This is a genomic window from Streptomyces sp. NRRL S-340 (assembly GCF_000720185.1).
Taxonomy (GTDB): domain Bacteria; phylum Actinomycetota; class Actinomycetes; order Streptomycetales; family Streptomycetaceae; genus Streptomyces.
On record NZ_JOIY01000004.1, the window covers coordinates 292,482 to 308,595 of the forward strand.

16 protein-coding genes are annotated in these 16,114 nt (G+C 74.2%); 4 read left to right on the plus strand and 12 right to left on the minus strand.

Annotation, left to right across the window (positions count from 1 at the left end):
* Nucleotides 1–43 precede the first annotated feature (43 nt).
* Complete coding sequence (gene dapE / locus IG64_RS04515; protein ID WP_037852125.1) at nucleotides 44–1,123, minus strand: succinyl-diaminopimelate desuccinylase; 1,080 nt, start codon at nucleotides 1,121–1,123, stop codon at nucleotides 44–46.
* A 189-nt stretch (nucleotides 1,124–1,312) separates the two neighbouring features.
* Here dapE and IG64_RS04520 point away from each other — a divergent pair, with 189 nt between their 5' ends.
* Together IG64_RS04520 and IG64_RS04525 are read left to right on the plus strand one after the other, a co-directional pair.
* On the plus strand, nucleotides 1,313–2,296 hold the full coding sequence (locus tag IG64_RS04520) for a heavy metal transporter (protein WP_078883780.1): 984 nt from the start codon (nucleotides 1,313–1,315) through the stop codon (nucleotides 2,294–2,296).
* Nucleotides 2,297–2,628: 332 nt separating this feature from the next.
* Nucleotides 2,629–3,048, plus strand: a complete 420-nt coding sequence (locus tag IG64_RS04525) for a hypothetical protein (protein WP_037852128.1) — start codon at nucleotides 2,629–2,631, stop codon at nucleotides 3,046–3,048.
* A gap of 65 nt (nucleotides 3,049–3,113) precedes the next feature.
* Here IG64_RS04525 and IG64_RS04530 read toward each other — a convergent pair whose 3' ends face one another.
* Together IG64_RS04530 and fdxA are read right to left on the minus strand one after the other, a co-directional pair.
* Complete coding sequence (locus IG64_RS04530; RefSeq protein ID WP_037852131.1) at nucleotides 3,114–4,205, minus strand: bifunctional succinyldiaminopimelate transaminase/glutamate-prephenate aminotransferase; 1,092 nt, start codon at nucleotides 4,203–4,205, stop codon at nucleotides 3,114–3,116.
* A gap of 107 nt (nucleotides 4,206–4,312) precedes the next feature.
* The gene (fdxA, locus tag IG64_RS04535) at nucleotides 4,313–4,633 is read right to left on the minus strand and encodes a ferredoxin (protein WP_037852134.1); all 321 of its coding nucleotides are present in this window, start codon (nucleotides 4,631–4,633) and stop codon (nucleotides 4,313–4,315) included.
* A 140-nt stretch (nucleotides 4,634–4,773) separates the two neighbouring features.
* Between fdxA and IG64_RS04540 the strand changes: the two genes are divergently transcribed.
* Both IG64_RS04540 and IG64_RS04545 read left to right on the plus strand, forming a co-directional pair.
* A complete protein-coding gene (locus IG64_RS04540; RefSeq protein WP_037852137.1) occupies nucleotides 4,774–5,826 on the plus strand; it encodes a GNAT family N-acetyltransferase in 1,053 nt (350 codons plus the stop codon).
* 17 nt (nucleotides 5,827–5,843) lie between these two features.
* Nucleotides 5,844–6,695 carry a transglutaminase-like domain-containing protein gene (locus IG64_RS04545; RefSeq protein WP_037852139.1) on the plus strand — a complete coding sequence of 284 codons (852 nt, stop codon included), beginning with the start codon at nucleotides 5,844–5,846 and terminating at the stop codon, nucleotides 6,693–6,695.
* 221 nt (nucleotides 6,696–6,916) lie between these two features.
* On the opposite strand, the gene IG64_RS04550 is transcribed toward IG64_RS04545, so the two are convergent.
* The 9 genes from IG64_RS04550 to IG64_RS04590 all read right to left on the minus strand — a co-directional run bounded on the left by IG64_RS04550 (nucleotide 6,917) and on the right by IG64_RS04590 (nucleotide 16,094).
* Nucleotides 6,917–7,531 carry a response regulator transcription factor gene (locus tag IG64_RS04550; RefSeq protein ID WP_037852142.1) on the minus strand — a complete coding sequence of 205 codons (615 nt, stop codon included), beginning with the start codon at nucleotides 7,529–7,531 and terminating at the stop codon, nucleotides 6,917–6,919.
* Nucleotides 7,528–8,727, minus strand: a complete 1,200-nt coding sequence (locus tag IG64_RS04555; RefSeq protein ID WP_420709881.1) for a sensor histidine kinase — start codon at nucleotides 8,725–8,727, stop codon at nucleotides 7,528–7,530. The genes IG64_RS04550 and IG64_RS04555 overlap by 4 nt, the downstream gene beginning before the upstream one ends.
* Entirely contained in the window at nucleotides 8,724–9,464 is a 741-nt protein-coding gene (locus IG64_RS04560) for an ABC transporter permease (protein ID WP_037852146.1), read from the minus strand. Before IG64_RS04560 ends, IG64_RS04555 begins: the two co-directional genes overlap by 4 nt.
* On the minus strand, nucleotides 9,461–10,390 hold the full coding sequence (locus tag IG64_RS04565) for an ABC transporter ATP-binding protein (protein WP_037852149.1): 930 nt from the start codon (nucleotides 10,388–10,390) through the stop codon (nucleotides 9,461–9,463). The genes IG64_RS04560 and IG64_RS04565 overlap by 4 nt, the downstream gene beginning before the upstream one ends.
* A 235-nt stretch (nucleotides 10,391–10,625) precedes the next feature.
* Nucleotides 10,626–13,082, minus strand: a complete 2,457-nt coding sequence (locus IG64_RS41035) for a hypothetical protein (RefSeq protein ID WP_037852152.1) — start codon at nucleotides 13,080–13,082, stop codon at nucleotides 10,626–10,628.
* 197 nt (nucleotides 13,083–13,279) lie between these two features.
* Entirely contained in the window at nucleotides 13,280–13,717 is a 438-nt protein-coding gene (locus IG64_RS04575; RefSeq protein WP_037852154.1) for a DUF6113 family protein, read from the minus strand.
* On the minus strand, nucleotides 13,714–14,619 hold the full coding sequence (gene mshB, locus IG64_RS04580; RefSeq protein ID WP_037852155.1) for an N-acetyl-1-D-myo-inositol-2-amino-2-deoxy-alpha-D-glucopyranoside deacetylase: 906 nt from the start codon (nucleotides 14,617–14,619) through the stop codon (nucleotides 13,714–13,716). Before mshB ends, IG64_RS04575 begins: the two co-directional genes overlap by 4 nt.
* A 74-nt stretch (nucleotides 14,620–14,693) precedes the next feature.
* The gene (locus tag IG64_RS04585; RefSeq protein ID WP_037852157.1) at nucleotides 14,694–15,644 is read right to left on the minus strand and encodes a hypothetical protein; all 951 of its coding nucleotides are present in this window, start codon (nucleotides 15,642–15,644) and stop codon (nucleotides 14,694–14,696) included.
* Between the two features lie 69 nt (nucleotides 15,645–15,713).
* Nucleotides 15,714–16,094, minus strand: a complete 381-nt coding sequence (locus tag IG64_RS04590; protein WP_037852254.1) for an ATP-binding protein — start codon at nucleotides 16,092–16,094, stop codon at nucleotides 15,714–15,716.
* Nucleotides 16,095–16,114: the final 20 nt, after the last annotated feature.

Below are 16,114 nucleotides of genomic sequence, written 5' to 3' on the forward strand. Positions count from 1 at the left end.
TACCGGCGGGGGACCTCGGTCGGTCGGGTTCGTGGCCGCCGGGTCAGCTCGTCAGCCACGCCCGCAGCCGCTCCTCGCCCAGGAGGATCTTCTCCGTCTCCACCCGCTCGTCCCGCTTGTGCGCCAAGTGCGGGTTGCCGGGACCGTAGTTGACGGCGGGGACGCCGAGCGACGAGAAGCGGGAGACGTCCGTCCAGCCGTACTTGGGCAGCGGGGTGCCGCCGACCGCCTCGATGAAGGCCGCGGCGGCCGGGTGGTCGAGGCCGGGCAGCGCGCCGCCGCTGTGGTCGTCGATCACGAACTCCTCGACGCCGCAGTCGGCGAAGACCTCGCGGACATGGGCGACCGCCTCCTCCTCGCTGCGGTCGGGCGCGTAGCGGAAGTTGACGGTGACGACGCACTCGTCGGGGATGACGTTGCCCGCCACGCCGCCCGAGATGCCGACCGCGTTGAGGCCCTCGCGGTACTCCAGGCCGTCGATGACCGGGTGGCGCGGCCGGTACCCGGCCAGCGTGCGCAGGATCGGCGCGGCGGCGTGCACGGCGTTGGAGCCCATCCAGCCGCGCGCGGAGTGCGCCCGCTCGCCCCGGGTCTTCAGCAGGACGCGCAGGGTGCCCTGGCAGCCGCCCTCGACCTGGCCGTCGGAGGGTTCGAGGAGGACGGCGAAGTCGCCCGCCAGCCAGTCCGGCCGGGTCTCGGCGATGTGCTTGAGGCCGTTCAGCTCGGCGGCGACCTCCTCGTTGTCGTAGAAGACGAAGGTCAGGTCGCGGTTGGGGGCCGGGACGGTGGCCGCGATGCGCAGCTGCACGGCCACGCCGGACTTCATGTCGCAGGTGCCGCATCCCCACAGGACCCCGTCGTCGTCCAGCCGGGACGGCACGTTGTCGGCGATGGGGACGGTGTCGATGTGGCCGGCCAGGATTACGCGCTGGTCGTGCCCGAGGTTCGTGCGGGCGACGACGTTGTTGCCCAGGCGGTCGACCGTCAGGTGCGGCAGGGCGCGCAGCGCGGCCTCGATCGCGTCGGCCAGCGGCTTCTCGGTGCCGCTCTCCGAGGGGAAGTCGACGAGCTGCGCGGTCAGCCGCGCGGCGTCCAGCGTGAGGTCAAGCGGGGTATCGGCCATGCCGCCGACCCTAGGCCCTGCCCTGCGGGTCGTGCCACCGGCGCCCGGCCTCCCCGCCGGGCCGCTCCGCACCTCCGCCCACCTGCGGCGCTCGGGCCGGGCCGGCCCGTCCGCCCGGACCGGCCCCGCGCCGCCGCGCCCCCGCCTACCGCGCGCGGCGGCTCGGTCACTCTCCAGTACCTTGTACGCGTGCCAGAGCCGTCCCCCACTCCGAAGCGTCGTGGCCGCCTCCTCCGAATCGGGGCGGCCCTCGCCGTCCTGCTCGCGGTCGCGGGTTACCTCACGGTGCAGTACCTGACCGGCGGGACGGGTCCCGGCTGCGAGGTCGTCTCCGCCGACCGGGACGGCGGGGCGTACGAGTTCACGCCGGAGCAGGCGGTGAACGCGGCGACGATCGCGGCCGTCGGCACCGGGCGCGGCATGCCCGAGCGGGCCGTGACGATCGCGCTGGCGACCGCCCTGCAGGAGTCGGGGCTGCGCAACGTCGACCACGGCGACCGGGACTCCCGGGGCCTGTTCCAGCAGCGGCCCTCGCAGGGCTGGGGGACGGCGAAGGAGATCATGGACTCGGCGTACGCGGCGGGGATGTTCTACGAGCACCTGACCAAGGTCCGCGACTACACCCGGCTGCCGCTGACGGTAGCCGCGCAGCGGGTGCAGCGCAGCGGTTTCCCGCAGGCGTACGCCCGGCACGAGCGGGACGCCACGCTGCTGTCCGCCGCGCTCACCGGGCGGGCCGCGGCCACGCTGACCTGCCAGGGCCGTCCGGGGATCAGCGCCGCGACCGGTCCGGCGGCGGTGCGGGCGGCGCTCGTGAGGGACTTCGGGCGGGACGTGGTGCAGGAGGCCGGTGCGCAGGTGGGCGGCCGGGGCGGTGCCGCGCCGCCGTCGGCCGCGCCGGACGGCGGCGCGGGCACGGACGAGCGGACGGTGACGCTGCCGGTGCGGGACGACACCGGCTCGCGCGGCGGGCGCAGTCTGGCGGAGCGTGGCTGGCAGCTGGCGCACTGGGCGGTGGCCAACGCCTCGGCGCTGCACATCGAGCGGGTGTCCTACGCGGGCCGGGAGTGGACCGCGGGGGTCACCGAGGGCGAGTGGCGGGCGGCCGACGGGAAGAACGCCGACGGGGCCGGCGCGGGGTCCGGCGCGGTCCGCATCACGACGGGGCACTAGTTCGGTTCCTCACCCGCCAGGGTGGCGCGGGCCGGGTGGGCGCGGCGGTGTGCGCAGGTTTTCGCGCCGTCACCCGGCTGTGCGCAAAAACCCTTGGGATCGCAGTGCTGTAAGGATTCAGCAGGCTTTCCACGCGGTTGCCCTTTGCCCGTTTTTATCCACAGCAGATTATGCGACGCATTGCCAACTCTTTACGTTGCCCCGCCGCAACCTTCGCGGGCTTCGAGCGGTAGTCACTGCGTCCGGGCCGGGCCACCGACGGCCCCGCGGCTTCCGGTGAAGTACCGGGCCCGGCCGGACACTTCAAGGTTCTCTCCCGTCGAAGGAGCAACATGTCCCTCCCCCTGACCCGCCGGATCGCCCGTGCCGCGCTGCTCGTCGCCGCCGGGGCGGCTGCCGGGGTCGGTGCGGCCGGCTCCGCCGGTGCTGCGCCCCAGCTGCCGGCCACCCCGAACCTGGGCGGGCTGACCGCCCTGGACACGGCGAGCGTCGGCAACACCGCGGACGGCGCGGCGCAGCACGTCACCGGGGTCGCGGGCGACACCGGCAGCAAGGCGCTCAAGCAGGCCGTGCCGGCCGCGGGCAAGACCGGCGGCAAGCTGGTGAAGCAGACGACGCCGGTGGCGCAGAAGACGGCGGGCGACACGGCGGGCACCGCGGCCGGTCTCCTCGGTGACACCGCGAAGACGGCGACGAAGGGCGGCCTGCCGACGCAGGGCCTGCCGGTCCAGGGCCTGCCGCTGGGCGGCTGACCTCCGCCGGCACGACGCGACGGGGCCCGGGGATCTCCCCGGGCCCCGTCGGCGCGTGTGGGCCGTCAGAGCCGGGCCACGGCCGCCGCGATCCGTTCGTCCGTGGCCGTGAAGGCGACGCGGACGAAGCGGTCGCCGGCCGGGCCGTAGAAGTCGCCGGGGGCGACCAGGATGCCGCGGGCGGCCAGGTGGGCCACCGTGTCCCAGCAGGACTCACCGCGCGTCGCCCACAGGTAGAGGCTGGCCTCGCTGTGCTCGATGCTGAAGCCGTGGGCGAGCAGGGCCTGGCGCAGGGCGGCGCGGCGGGCCGCGTAGCGCTCGCGCTGCTCGCGGACGTGCGCGTCGTCGCCCAGCGCCGCCACGACCGCCGCCTGCGTCGGCGCCGAGGTCATCATGCCGCCGTGCTTGCGGATCTCCAGCAGCGGGCCGAGGACGGCCGGGTCACCGGCGAGGAACGCGGCGCGGTAGCCGGCCAGGTTGGAGCGCTTGGAGAGCGAGTGGACGGCGACGATCCCGTCGTAGGAGCCGCCGTTCACGTCGGGGTGCAGGACGGAGACCGGGTCCGCCTCCCAGCCCAGTTCGAGGTAGCACTCGTCGGAGACGACCAGGACGCCGTGCTCGCGGGCCCAGGCGACGATCCGGGTCAGCTCCTCCTTGCCGAGGACCTCGCCGGTCGGGTTGGACGGCGAGTTCAGCCACAGCAGCTTCAGCCGCGCCGGGTCCAGCCCGGTGGGGTCGTCGTAGGCCACGTACTGCGCGCGGGCCAGCCGGGCGCCGACCTCGTAGGTCGGGTAGGCCAGGCGCGGGAAGGCGACCGTGTCGCCCGGGCCGAGGCCGAGCTGCGTGGGGAGCCAGGCGACCAGTTCCTTGGAGCCGACGATGGGCAGGACGTGGCGGTGGGTGACCCCGCGGGCCCCGAGCCGGCGCTCGACCCAGCCGGTGATCGCGTCGCGCATCCCGGGCGTGCCCCAGACCGTCGGGTAGCCCGGCGAGTCGGCCGCCGCGACCAGCGCCTTCTGGATCAGCTCGGGTACCGGGTCGACGGGGGTGCCGACCGAGAGGTCGACGATGCCGTCCGGGTGGGCTGCGGCCGTCTTCTTGTACGGCTCCAGCTTGTCCCAGGGGAAGGTGGGGAGACGGTCGGAGACTGCGGACACGGGATGAGGCTCACTTTCTGGTACGGAAAACGCCTCGGTCCCGTACGGCTTCCGACGCGCGGGGCGGTCAGGCCGTACGGGACCGAGGCGGCGGGGCCACCGGACGGTTACTCGCCCTGCGGCGGCAGCGCGGAGATGACCGGGTGGTCGCGCTCGATCAGCCCGAGCTTGCTGGCGCCGCCGGGAGAGCCCAGCTCGTCGAAGAACTCCACATTGGCCTTGTAGTAGTCCTTCCACTCCTCCGGCACGTCGTCCTCGTAGAAGATCGCCTCGACCGGGCAGACCGGCTCACAGGCACCACAGTCGACGCATTCGTCCGGGTGGATGTACAAGGACCGCTGGCCCTCGTAGATGCAGTCGACCGGGCACTCCTCGATGCACGCCTTGTCCTTGACGTCGACACAAGGCTGCGCGATGACGTAGGTCACGCTGTCGTTCCTCCTCGATAGGGCGCTGGCGGGCCTCCACAGGCTCCGCCGCCTGGCGCGCGGGAGCGCGGCGTCGTCGATGCCCGCACCTAGTATCTCCGTTCCGGGGCATGATCCATACAGGAGGGGTGAACTGACCTGTGGAAATCTGGGCGGCAGGACGGCTTGAGGTCCGCATCACCGCTTCTGACGTGGGCAAACGGGTCTCCGTACGGCGCTTGGACGAACCGCGGGGAACGGGTGAGAAGTTCACCGACACGGTCGGTGTTCTCACATCATGGGACAACGGTGTGCTGCTGATCACACGGAAGGACGGCGAGACCGTCCGGATCGCGGAATCCGCACTGGTGGCCGGGAAGGTCGTGCCCCCCGCGCCGGCCCGCCGCCGGGGCCCCGCCGCCACGTACCCCGAACTCGCGCGTGTCGCCGCGCGGGCCTGGCAGCCGGTGGAGAGCGAGCGGCTCGGCCAGTGGGAGCTGCGGGCGGCGTCCGGCTTCACCCGCCGGGCCAACTCCGTCCTGCCCCTCGGCGACCCCGGCCTCCCGCTCGACGCGGCACTGGAGGCCGTACGACGCTGGTACGGGGAGCGCGGCCTGCCCGCGTACGTCCAGACCGCCACCGGCGGCGAGGGCACGCAGGAGCCGCTGTGCGCGGAGCTGGAGCGGCGCGGCTGGACCCGTGAGGTGACCGCCGAGCTGTGGACCGGTGCGCTCGCGCCGGTCGCGGACCGGGCGGAGGGCGGCTCCGGTCAGCCGTCCGGGGCCGTGCTGTCCCGCACGGCCGACGAGGCGTGGCTCGCCCGGTACCAGCGCAAGGGGGTGAGCGAGGTGGCCCTGAGAGTCCTGGCGGCAGGGCCCTCGGTGTGGTTCGCGTCCGTCCCGGGCGCGGCCGCCGGTCAGCCGCCCGCCGCGATCGGGCGGTGCGTCGTGGACGGGCGGTGGGCCTCGTTCGCCGCCGTCGAGGTGGATCCGGCGCGGCGGCGGCAGGGGCTGGCCTCCACCGTGCTGGCCGCGCTCGCCCGGCAGGCCCTCGACGAGGGCGCCTCGGCCGCCTGGCTCCAGGTGGAGACGGACAACGCCGCGGCGCGGGCGCTGTACGCCGGTCTCGGCTTCGCCGCGCACCACACGTACCACCACTACCGCGAGCCGGGACCGGCGGCGGGGACGGGTCCGTCCGCGCCCGGCCCCTCGTGAAAGGACACGGGCCCGCCATGCGCCATCCCAGTCCCCCACCGCCCGGCCGGTCGGCCGAGCTGCGCCGGCGCTTCGCCGGCCAGGCGCGCGCGGAGCGGCCCGACCTGGCGGCGCTGTGCCTGCTGGTGGGCGCGGCGGGGGACGGGACGCTGGACGAGGCCGGCCTGGACGCGGCGCAACTGGAACTCGACCGGCTGGCCGGGCAACTGCCCTACCGGCCCGGCAGCCCCCTCGCGTGGGCGCGGGCGCTGCGCGAGCTGCTCGGCGAGCGGCACGGGTTCCGCGGCTCGGCCGCGGACTACGAGCGGCTGGACTCCTCCCTGCTGCACACGGTGCTGCGGCGGCGGCGCGGACTGCCGATCCTGCTGTCCGTGGTGTGGATGGAGGTCGCGCGGCGGGCGGGAGCACCGGTGTACGGGGTGGCGCTGCCGGGGCACTTCGTGGTCGGCTTCGGCACGGCCGGGCAGCAGGTGCTCGCCGACCCGTTCGACGGGGGCCGGGTGCTGACCGGGGCGGACGCGGAGCTGCTGGTCACCGGGGCGACGGGGGCGCCGCTGGAGCCGTCGATGCTGGTGCCCGCGGAGCCGCTGGACCTCGTCATGCGGATCCTGAACAACATCCGGGTGTGGGCCGCCGCCCGGCCCGAACGGTCGGACGTGGCGCTGTGGGCGGTCGAGCTGTCCCTGCTGCTGCCCTCGCACCCGGCGCGGCTGCGGTACGAGCGGGCCCGGCTGCTGGTGGAGCGGGGCGACTTCGTCGAGGGGGCGAAGGCGCTGGAGGCCTACGCGGATGTGGTGGGCGCGGTGGACGAGGGCGCCGGCCGGCGGGTGCGCGGAGAGGCGCTCGCCGCGCGGGCGCGGCTGAACTGACACAGGCTGCCGGCGGCGACTGCGGCGCGCCCAGGTACGGGCGGGGGCGTGCCCGGGCGTACGTGCCCGGCCGGGGCGTGCCCGAGCGGGCGGGAGCGGCCGGGGCGTGCCCGGGCGTGCGTGCCCGGCCGGGCGGGAGCGGGTGCGCTGGGCCGGCCGCGCTCACGCGGCGAGGCGAGGCCGCACACCGGAACGCGCCGCGCCCCCAGGGACGCGGCCGGTCAGAGCCAGCCCTTCTCCCGCGCGATGCGGACCGCCTCCGCCCTGTTCCTGACCGCCAGTTTCTGGATCGCGGTGGAGAGGTAGTTGCGGACCGTGCCCTGGGAGAGGTGGAGGGCGGTGGCCAGTTCCGCGTTGGTCGAACCGTCGGCGGCGGCGCGCAGGACCTCGCGTTCGCGGTCGGTCAGCGGGTTGGCGCCCTCCGCGAGGGCCGCGGCCGCGAGCGTGGGGTCGATGACCCGCTCACCGGCGAGCACCTTGCGCACGGCCTCGGCGAGCTGGGCGGCCGGGGCGTCCTTGACGAGGAAGGCGTCGGCGCCCGCCTCCATGGCGCTGCGCAGGTAGCCGGGGCGGCCGAAGGTGGTGAGGACGACCAGCCGGACCGCGGGCAGTTCCTTGTGGAGCCGGGCCGCCGCCTCGATGCCGGTGCAGCCGGGCATCTCTATGTCGAGCAGGGCCACGTCGATGTCGTGGGCCTGCGCGGCGGCCACGACCTCGTCCCCGCGCGCCACCTGGGCGACGACCTCGATGTCGTCCTCCAGGCCGAGCAGTGCGGCCAGTGCCTCGCGGACCATCGACTGGTCCTCGGCGAGGAGAACCCTGATCGTGCTGCTCATGCCGGGGATCCTACGTGCCCCGGTGCGGCGGCCGGCACCCGGGCGACCAGGCGGAACCCGCGCCCGGCCCGGCCCGCCTCCAGCATGCCGCCCGCCTTCTCCAGGCGCTCCTGGAGGCCGGTCAGGCCGTTGCCGGGCCCGTTGCCCGGCCCGCCCGTGCCGTCGTCCTCCACGGACAGTTCGAGCATCGGCCCGTCCAGGGTCTGGCGGCGGACGACCTCGACCGCGCAGCGCCGGGCACCGCTGTGCCGTACGACGTTGGTGACGGCCTCGCGCAGCGCCCACGCGAGCGCGGCCTCGCTCTCCTCGGGGACGCCGGTGAGGTCGGGCTCGGCGGGCAGTCCGGGGCTCACCCCGGCCGCCGTCAACGCGACCCTGGCACCGGCCAGTTCGGCGGTCAGGCGGGGACGCCGGTAGCCGGTGACGGCCTCGCGCACGTCGACCAGGGCCTGCCGGCTGACCTGCTCGATGTCGGCGACCTGCTGGGCGGCCTTGTCCGGGTGGGCGGGGAGCATCCGGCCGGCCAGCTCGCTCTTCAGCGTGATCAGGGAGAGCGAGTGGCCGAGCAGGTCGTGCAGGTCACGGGCGAGGCGCAGACGCTCCTCGTTGGCGGCGAGCTGGGCGACGGTGGCGCGGGCCTGGCGCAGTTCGACCGTCGTGCGCACCAGTTGCCGTACGCCGCTCATCGCGAAGCCGACGAGCAGCACCAGCAGGACCATCGTCCACATGTCCCCCGCGCCGACGATCCGGCCGACGGCCAGCATCACCGCGGTGGTCAGCGGGATCGTCCAGTAGGCGACGCGCAGCGGGAAGGCCGTGCCGCACACCACCGCGACGTACACGAACAGGCCGACCCACGCGCCGCCGAGGGTCAGGCTGAGCACCACCGCGAGGACCCCGAGGACGGCGACCAGGCAGAGCAGGACCCGCGGCGGGAAGGGCCGGCCCATGTTGCGGAAGATCAGCGCCAGGTAGGTCCCGGTGAAGGCGGCCAGACCGGCCCAGCCGGCGGCGGTGGCCGCGGGCGTGTGCGTGCCCGCGGCCAGGTCGCGCACCGGCGAGCTGAGGAAGATCAGCCAGGGCAGGATCCACAGCAGCTTGCGCCAGGCCTCGCCCAGGTCGCGGGGCGGCTCCCCCATGCGCAGCAGCCGGTCCTCGCGGGCTTCCTCGATGCGGTCGTCCGTCATGGCGCTCACGCCTTCAGCGTGTCCTTCCGGTACAGCCAGGCCGCGCCGCCCGCGAACAGGGCGAAGAAGACGACCAGGATGGTGATGTCCTTGGCGTGCGGGGCCTGGCTCTGTTCGATGGCCTGCCCCAGAGCAGCGTACGCGTGCGTGGGCAGCCACTTCGCGATGTCCTGGAGCCACTGCGGGAAGGTGGTCGAGGGCATCCACAGGCCGCCGAGCAGCGACAGGCCGAAGTAGACGATCATGGTGATCGGGCGGACCGCGTCGCCGCTGGCGAGGTAGCCGATGGCGACGCCGAGCGCGGCGAAGACCAGGCTGCCGGCCCAGATCGCCCCGGTGAGGGCCAGCCACTGCCAGGCGTCGAGGCGGACCTGCTTGACGACGGCGGCGACCACGAAGACGACGACGATGGACGGCAGGCTCACCACGGCCGCGCTGGCGGTCTTCGCGAAGACGTAGCCGCGCCCCGGCAGCGTGGTCAGCCGCAGCTGCCGCACCCAGCCGCTCTCGCGCTCCTTGGCGATGCGCTCGCTGTTGCCCATGAGCACGGCGGTCAGGGCGCCGAAGGAGGCCATGGAGACCATCATGTACGTCGGCAGGGTCAGGGCGGTGCCGTCGATCCTGGCGTCGCCGTCGGCCTGGCCGGCGATGATCAGGAACAGGATCGAGGGGTAGAGCACGGAGAAGAAGAGGAACTTGCGGTTGCGCAGGGAGCGGGCGATCTCCAGCTTGATCAGGCTGTTCACGACTGCTTGGCCTCCTCGGCCTCGGTGATGGCGACGAACGCCTGCTCCAGACCGAGCCCGGCGACTTCGAGGTTGCGGGGGTAGACACCGAGCCCGTACAGGGCGTGGACGGTCGCGTCGGCGTCGGTGGACTGGATGCGGACGGTCTGGCCGCTGACGTCGAGGGAGGTCAGGAAGGGCAGGCCGCGCAGGGCGGACTCGTCGATGGCGCCCTCCAGGTCGAAGGCGATCCGCCGGGCGCCCGCCTTCGCCTTGATCTCGGCGGCGGTGCCGTCGGCCAGCAGCCTGCCCCGGTGCAGCACCAGCACCCGGTCGGCGATGGCGTCGGCCTCTTCCAGGTAGTGGGTGGCGAACAGGACCGTACGGCCCTGGTCGGCCTGCTCGCGCATGGTGGCCCAGAAGGCCTGGCGGGCGGAGACGTCCATGCCGGTGGTCGGCTCGTCCAGCACGATCAGGTCGCTGTCACCGGCGGTGGCGAGGGCGAAGCGGACGCGCTGGGCCTGGCCGCCGGAGAGCTTGTTGACCTTGCGGTCGGCGATCTGCGTGATCCCCGCGCGGGCCAGCACGTCGTCCGCCTTGTACGGCTTGGGGTGCAGGGCGCAGGCGAGCTTCACCAGCTCGGCGACGGTGACCTCGTCCATCAGTCCGCCGCTCTGCAGCATGGCACCCACGTGTCCGGCGACGATGGCCTCGCGCGGGCCGGTCCCGAAGACGGCGACGGATCCGCTGTCGGGGTTCTTGAGGCCGAGGAGCAGGTCGAGGGTGGTCGACTTGCCCGCGCCGTTCGGGCCGAGCAGCGCCACGGTCTCCCCCGGATACAGGGCGAGGCTCAGCCCGTCCACGGCCCGTACGTTCCCGTAGCTCTTGGTCACCTGGTCGAACGCCGCCACCGCGGTCGCGGTGGCGGTCTGCGCTGTCGTCGTCATGTCCCCATGGTCGCCGGGCGGCCCGGGCGGGCGGCAGTGTCGGGGGTCCTGACGACGGGATGACAGATGTCATGCGGGACGGGTGACGGCGGGGAAGCGCGCCGCGGGGGGGGCACGGCGGACGCGCGCCGCGGGGGCGCGGCGCAGGGGCCGCCCGGCGAAGAGACCCAAGGCGGAGGGGCCTTCGGTGCGCGGGTGCGCTCCGAAGGCCCCTGTGCCGTCGGCCGGCGGTCCGCTAGTCCGGATTGGTGTCGATGATGCCGACCCGGTTGGTCTTGCTGACCAGGGCGGGCCGCAGGGCGGCGATCACGTCCTGGACCGTGACGGGCGTCTTCTGCCCGTTGCCGCGCGTGATCAGCACGCCGTCGAAGACACCGCCGTAGAGCTGCTTGAGCTTCTCCTGGTCGTAGTACTCGACGAGCTTGCCGTCGACCGCCTTGACCCCGAGGAACTTCCACAGCGACTTCTGCGGGCTCATCGGCAGGCCGTGCGTCGCGTCGGCCCGCACCGTCACCTTGGCCGACATCGCCGGCTCGGCGAACTGCTTCATCATCCGGTCGACCTCGGCATTGGAGACCGTCGGCTGCCGGGTGGTGGTCGCAACCCGGACGGGTGCGGCCGTGCCGGTCTCGACCTGGGTGCGGTACGCCTGCTCGACCGCCTGCACGGAACGGGCGGCGTCGATGCCCTTGCCCGTCTTGCCGTACACGGCGACGGCCTTGCCCGGCTCGAACCGGATGGTGCCGTCGGTGGCCGAGCCGGCGCCGCCCGCCGCGTTCTGCAGGGCCGCCTGGAGCTTTTCCTCGTCGACCGGCATCTGCGGCTCGACCACCCGGTGGTTGCCGAACAGCGAGCCGATCACGGAGACGGGGTTGTAGTCGCTGCGCGCCGCCGCGCTCGCCGTCGCCTGGGTGTCGAGCTGGAGTCCCGCCTGGTCGGGCCGGAGACTGACGGTCTTGCCGTCGACGGACAGCTTCAGCGGCTGCTTCTCGCGCTTGCCGAAGGCGTCGTCGAGCTTCTTGACGGCGTCGTCGCGGCTGCCGCCGCCGACGTCCACGCCGAGCACGGTGGTGCCCTTGGGCACGTCGGAGTGGTTCATCAGCAGTCCGGCACCGTAGGCGACGCCCGCGGCGACGACCACCAGGCCGCCGAGCAGCGCGACCTTGCTGCGGCCCTTCTTCTTGGGCGCCTTGGCCGCCTTGGCGGACTTCCCCGGCGAACCGGTGCTCTGCCGGCCCGGCTCGGACGAGGCGGGGGGCGTGGACGGTCCCGTACGGGGGCCGCCAGCGACCGGACGGAAGGGTGAGTCGGCCTCGCCGCCCGCGTGGCTGCCGCCGCCGTTCCCGGGGGACACGACGGGCATGCCGCTGGTGACGGTGTGTCCGGAGACGTTGTCCGGCCGGTGGGCGTGGCCGCCCGCGCCCGGCTCGGGAGCGGGCTTCTGCGGGGTGAGGATCGCGGTGTCGTCGCTCAGACCGCCGCCGGGCAGGGCGGATCCCGGGTGCGCGGTGGGCGCGCCAGGTGCCGCGGGCGTGCCGGGGACTCCCGCGGGGGTGCCGCCGTCGGGCAGCAGGGGGCCGTCGCCGGTCACCGGGCCGCCGGTCGGTCCGGCCGGGCCGGGCGAACCGCCCGGGCCGCCGGGTCCGCCGGGGACGCCCGCGCCGTCGAAACCGCCGGGGCCGCCGGGCCCCCCGGGGCCGCCCTGACCGCCCTGGCCGTTGCCGGTGAAGAAGGGCAGGTCGTCGCGGCGCGGTTCGCCGCCGGGACGGGAGCCACCGGACAACGGGCCCGCGGCCAGCGCCTCGGTGACGTCGAAGGAACCGGTGCCGCCGCCGTGGCCCGGTGCGACCGGACCGCCGGTGGCGCCGGGCAGGGCGGAGCCCTTGCCGCCGCCGGGGCGGGAGGCTCCGCCGGGCGCCCGCATGGAGCCGACGACACCGCCCGGGCGGGAGGCGGCACCCGGCCGCGTGCCACCGGAACCGTTCACGCCGGAGGATGCCGCACCGGAGGGACCCGTACCGGAGGGCCCGGAGGCGGATGATCCGGTACCGGAACCGCGGGAGGAACCCGCACCGTTCACAAAGGCGCCGCCCGCGTCCGAACCGCCCGGGAGCCCCGCGCCGTTGGTGGCGCCGCCGCCCTGACCGCCCTTGCCCGCGGGGGACTTGCGGGGCGCGAACCAGTCGCTGGTCGCCTTCTCCTCGGCCGGGGCGGCGGATTCGGCGCCGGACGGCGCGCTGCCGCCGCCCGAGGGCGCCGGGGCACCGCCCGAGGGCCGTACGTCACCGCGGGCGTCGTCACGGCGGGGGGCGCCGTCGCCGGCGCTCCCGGCCAGGCCGGTCACGTCGCTGCCGTCGCCCGGCCGGGTCCCGTGGACGGCCGGCCGGTCACCGGTCCCCGCGGACCTCTCGGTCGCCTCGGTCCGGCTGCCGGACTGCTCGGCCTCGCCGCCCTCGGCGACGGTCTTGCGGACGACCACCGGCGGAATCGGCCGGGATCCGGGGATGTTGATCCGGATCCGGGTCGTCAGCGTGGTCTCGGTCTTGCGTTCCTCCGGCTGCGTGGCCGAACGGCCCGCGGCCGCACCGTCGTCGGAGGGCGCCGGCACACCGTACGGCGGGGTCCCCGAAGGGTAGGCGGCTCCCCCGCGCCCGCTGGGCCCGGAGGACGGAGTGTCAGTTTCACGACTCAAGGCAGGTTCTCCCGGTTGGCTCCGCCGCCCGTCACGACCTCACTCGCGTGGGGGTCCCCCCTGCACGAGCGCAGTCGAGCGTTTGGGGGAAGCTCGGCGGCGCGCACCACCATACTGGCCACTTCAGGCCCTTATCCCGGGACCGCCGGGGAAACCCACACCGGACCCGCACGGGGACTTGGGGAAGAAGTAGTACGTCATTCGCCAAGTCGGGCTTCGCGGCCTTCCGGTTGCCTCCCGCCGCCCCAGGTGGCGCAGATCACAGCCACGGCCATGCCGCCGAGCAGGAAGAGGTAGGAGCCGCCGCCCGCGGCGAAGAAGAAGTCGCCTTCCGGGCGGCTGGCGGTGAGCAGCATGACGGCGACCAGCCAGCCGGCCGCGCCCGCCACGGCCCCGCCGCGGCCGCGCAGGGCCCGCGCACCGCCGAGGAAGAGCCCCGCGGATCCGGCGAGGGCGAGGAGGAGCCCGCCGGGGAACCAGGCGGCCTGGACCAGCGCCCCGGCGACGCCGACCACCGCGCCGAGCACGAACAGCCCCAGGAAGGCGGCGGCCCGCCCGGCGGAGGGCGGCTTGAGGGGCTGCGCCAGCATGGAACCGCCGCCGCTCTGCGCGGGCCGGCGTCCGGACGTACTCATCGGGCTGCCGCCCCTTCCTCGGTCCCCGCGAACAGATCGCTCTCGGCACCGCCGGCTCCGCCGGTGCCCGCCTCGCCGCGTACCAGCTCGTAGTACTCGGTGGTGAAGAGGGGCTGCGCGAGCTGGTTGGAGAGCGCGAAGTACGGCTCGGCCACCTCGATCTGGGTGGCGTGGGCGCGCATGGCGGCGGCCTTGGCGGCGGCGTGGGCGGGGCCGCCCTCGATCCGCGCGGTGACGCGCTCGTCCTCGACGACACCGGGGACGTCGTCGAGGGTGGCGGCCTCGGCGAAGGGCAGGCCGGGCAGCTCCCGGCCGAGCCGCGCGAAGGCGGCCTCGGCGACGGAACGCGGCATCCGGTTCCAGTACGCCTTCGCGATCCGCCAGGGCGCGCCGAGGTCGGGCCGTACGGCGGGGTCGGCGGCCAGATCGAGGGCGCGCATGGCGACGCGGTGGGCCTGGATGTGGTCGGGGTGGCCGTAGCCGCCGTTGTCGTCGTAGGTGACGAGGACCTGCGGACGGACCTCGCGGATCACGGCGACGAGGTGCTCGGCGGCCGCGTCGACACCGGCCTGCCAGAAGCAGTCCGGGTCGTCGTTGTCGGCCAGGCCCATCATCCCGGAGTCCTGGTAGCGTCCGGCGCCGCCGAGCAGCCGGAAGTCCGTGACCCCGAGTTCTCCCATGGCGGCGGCCAGCTCCTGCCGCCGGTGCGCGCCGAGCTCGGCCCCGCCCAGGTGCCGCAGCCCGTCCGGGATGACCTCACCCCGCTCCCCCAGCGTGCAGGTCACGAGCGTCACCAGCGCGCCCTCGGCCGCGTAGCGTGCCATGGTCGCGCCGTTGTTGATCGACTCGTCGTCGGGGTGCGCGTGCACCAGCAGCAGACGCCGATCGGGCAGTTCCGTCATGCCTCCACCCTACGAGGCACAGGACGCGGCACCGGCCCAGGCCCGCCTCGCCCCGCGTCCCCCCGGAGACTCCGCTACTCGAAGATCTGTTCGGCAACCGGCACGGTCACGGCACGGGTGAGCCAGCGCCGCAGCAGTTCGGGATCGTCACAGGCGGTGACGCGTTCACGGACCGCGCCGGACACGTCGAGTCCGCGGGTCTCCAGGACGAGGAGGATGTCCTCGGCGCCTTTCCGGACAAGGCTCTCCGCACGGGCCTCTTCCTGTACCTGCGCGCGGACCTCGTCCTGGATTTGCGCGCGGACCTCGTCCTGGATTTGCGCGCGGACTTCCGCACGGACTTCTTCGGCGAGGTACGACTTGTAGAAGGAGAGGTCCACGGCCACCAGGTTCCTCCAGATCTCTGCGGCCCGGCGACTGCTGCCCAGGCCTTGTGCGGTGAATTCGATGATCGGGCCGGCGAACGCTTCGGGCACGCCCCGCAAAGCAGCGGACAGGGCTTTCAGTATCCCATCGACGGCGGGTTCTTTCGCGTGGGTGATGACGGACAGCGTGGCCAGCGCCAGATCCTCACGGGCTTCGGCCGGGTCGGTGATCACAGGCATGTTGTGGGGCCCGGCCACCAGGGGGTGCAGCGTGAGGGCGGGCCACTGCCGGGGCCCGATGTCCACCGGCCGGGCGGCCCACTCGGCCGTGGCCCGGTCCTGGCAGACGACGAGCAGCAAGGGCGGGACCTTGTACTTCGTGTAGAGGTAGGACAGGTAGTACGCCCAGCTGGCGGGCTTGTCCGGGTCCTTCCCGCGCTGTGCCTCCACGGCCACCAGGAGCGGCTCGTCGTCCGAGTCGAAACGCAAGAGCGTGTCGACCCGGCGCTCGACGGGCTGGATCTCGGTGAGATCGCTGGGCAGAACCGCCATGGATGTGGGCTGGACGAACGGAAGACCCAGGACCTTGGAAACCCCGGCGAACAAGCCGGGGTACTCCTGGAAGATGCGGTGCATCGCCTCGTGGGACGAGTTGACCATGCGGTTCCTGGTTCGCTCTTTCAATACCGGATTCTTGTCACTTCGGTAACGGGAGAACATGAGTTCTGGTTACGGCACGCGTAGTCCGGCCCGGACCGTCTTGCGTGGGAAGCGGCCTTCGGCGACGCCCCAGCGGTCGGCGAGGGCGTCGACGAGCAGCAGTCCGCGGCCGGACTCCGCTACGGGAGCCCGGTCGGGCTCGGACAGCACCGGCTGCCGGTCACCTCGCGTGTCGGTCACCTCGACGCGCAGCGTGCGCCCGACGACGTAGAGCGTGAGGCGGAAGCCGCGGCCCGGCAGGCGGCCGTGCGCGGCCGCGTTCGCCGTCGGCTCCGCCACGACATGGCGCGCCGTCTCGCAGGGGGTGCCGGCGACGCCCCACGCGCGGAGCCGGTCGGCCGCGAGCCGCCGGACGAGCCGGGCACCTCGCGGCGCGGAGGACAGCAGCACGCTGAAGTCGCGTACCGGCG